General features: G+C 52.5%; 2 protein-coding genes and 1 pseudogene. 2 read left to right on the top strand and 1 reads right to left on the bottom strand.

Features of this window, described 5'->3' with window-relative positions:
• Positions 1-401: pseudogene (locus tag ACOTXI_RS24190) on the bottom strand (transposase); the annotation flags it as partial.
• Positions 402-900: 499 nt separating this feature from the next.
• On the opposite strand from ACOTXI_RS24190, the gene ACOTXI_RS24195 reads away from it, so the two are divergent.
• Both ACOTXI_RS24195 and ACOTXI_RS24200 read left to right on the top strand, forming a co-directional pair.
• Entirely contained in the window at positions 901-1,182 is a 282-nt protein-coding gene (locus tag ACOTXI_RS24195) for a hypothetical protein (RefSeq protein ID WP_001261568.1), read from the top strand.
• 53 nt (positions 1,183-1,235) lie between these two features.
• Positions 1,236-1,850, top strand: a complete 615-nt coding sequence (locus ACOTXI_RS24200; protein ID WP_152660210.1) for a DUF2913 family protein — start codon at positions 1,236-1,238, stop codon at positions 1,848-1,850.
• Positions 1,851-2,016: the final 166 nt, after the last annotated feature.

Here is a 2,016-nt window from a genome sequence, read left to right on the forward strand (position 1 = left end):
ATGCGCATCAGCAGCCGGACGGTGAGCCTCATAGCGGCAGGTCGACAGGGATAAACCTGTAAGCCTGCAGGCACGACGTTGCGACAGACCGGTCGCATCACACATCAGCATCACGGCTTCCCGCTTCTGGTCCGTCGTCAGTACTTTCGCCCAAGAGCCACCTGAAGCGCCTCTTTATCCAGCATGGCTTCGGCAAGCAGCTTCTTGAGTCTGGCGTTCTCTTCCTCAAGCGACTTCAGGCGCTTAACTTCAGGCACCTCCATACCGCCATACTTCTTACGCCAGGTGTAAAACGTGGCATCGGAAATGGCATGCTTGCGGCAGAGTTCACGGGCGGGTACCCCAGCTTCGGCTTCGCGGAGAATACTGATGATCTGTTCGTCGGAAAAACGCTTCTTCATGGGGATGTCCTCATGTGGCTTATGAAGACATTACTAACATCGGGGTGTACTAATCAACGGGGAGCAGGTCACAAATATGGGGTTTTCAGCACGCCTTCTTTCAAAGTACTTATTTCTCTCCGATTCATTTTTAAAAGCGCTACCTGTCCTTGCAATCCTCTCCTGAATAAGCATCTTTTCATGCTCAGCCTTTTTGGTTGAGTTGGCCTTAGCGAGATTCTTTTCAAGGGATTTCGTATGCTTTTTTATATGCTTTCTCAACCTAGCTTTATGGCCAAATGAGAGTTTACATATCGGACAAGTGAATAATTCTTCCATAAGCTTCATGAGTGTAAGGGGAAGGTTATATTTACCATAGCATTCCTTGCCCGAACTGCCATGCGATGGTCCACCGGGGCAATGAGGCAAAGCCGTTGTCTGTGGAAGCACTACGCGGCATGATGAGCGTCGCCAGTTGCACACCGGCAAAGACGTGAAACACTTTTAACCGGAGCCAGTCATGCGCGTTGCCGAAAGCATCATCCTCGATGCCCTCACTCGCGGAGGATGCATCAAAACCTTTTACCGCATATCCTCACGGCAGGCTGGTGAATCGGCCACGCGGATACCTGAGGGGTATATTCTGGAGTCGCCCGGCGAGCGGGAAGATATTGTGCTCTCGCGCGCGGACTTTCATGCGCTGGAGAAGCTGCTGGAGCAGAAGGAAACCTGGGAGCAGGTGGTCGGTGTGACCTGTTTTGGTGGGGCAACATGGCAGCTGAGACCGACTGTACAGAGCTGAACAACTGAGATTTAAGACCAGGGAATCAGTAAGACTGAAGGGAGGTATCTGTTATGACGCTGACAGAAAAAACAGGCCATCTGGCATGGTGTGCACTGGTCGCGCTGGCACTGGCCAGACAGGAGCAGGGAGAACTCTCTCCCGCACAGGAAAATCTCTTTCTCACCCGCTGGCTCGCGGCAGCACTGAAGCAACGGCGATTCTCGCGCGATGTGGCACAGGATATCGGGTGGTTACTGAATCAGGGGCGTTTGCTGGGTGTGAGAGCTAAGCTGGTCGACAAACTGGGCTATGTCTGGCGCTCCTGCAGCGGCGAGTTGACTGAACAGAACGACATGTTCCGGCTGACGTATGCGCTGGAAACAGCGAAAGACATGGGCTGGAATTACCGCGTAATGAGCGACAGAGAATGGGCCGGACGATATGCTTTGGTACTCAATCCTGGAGTAAACGGTGTTTATCTCTTACGGACAAACCTTGATGCCGCTTTTGACGACAATGGCCAACAGACAAATCCGCTGACAGTACGTCTGACAGGGAACGTAACTGGGATAATGAAACTGTTAAATCGCTGTGGCTGGCAGGCTGAGCCTGAGTCTGGTGCCTCCCTGCCGGGCCACCAGTTTTCACTGATGGCCCGGCAGGGAGTGCCAGGAAAGGGGGATTAGTGGCGGATTTGTGCCAGTCATCTTCAGTCAGACCGGTCATTTTCATGACAGTATTGCGGTCGGCACTGTTGCAAAGTTAGCGATGAGGCAGCCTTTTGTCTTATTCAAAGGCCTTACATTTCAAAAACTCTGCTTACCAGGCGCATTTCGCCCAGGGGATCACCAT

Origin of the sequence: Enterobacter cloacae complex sp. BZL2005 (assembly GCF_049238885.1) — a bacterium.
GTDB classification, from domain to species: Bacteria; Pseudomonadota; Gammaproteobacteria; order Enterobacterales; family Enterobacteriaceae; genus Enterobacter; species Enterobacter roggenkampii.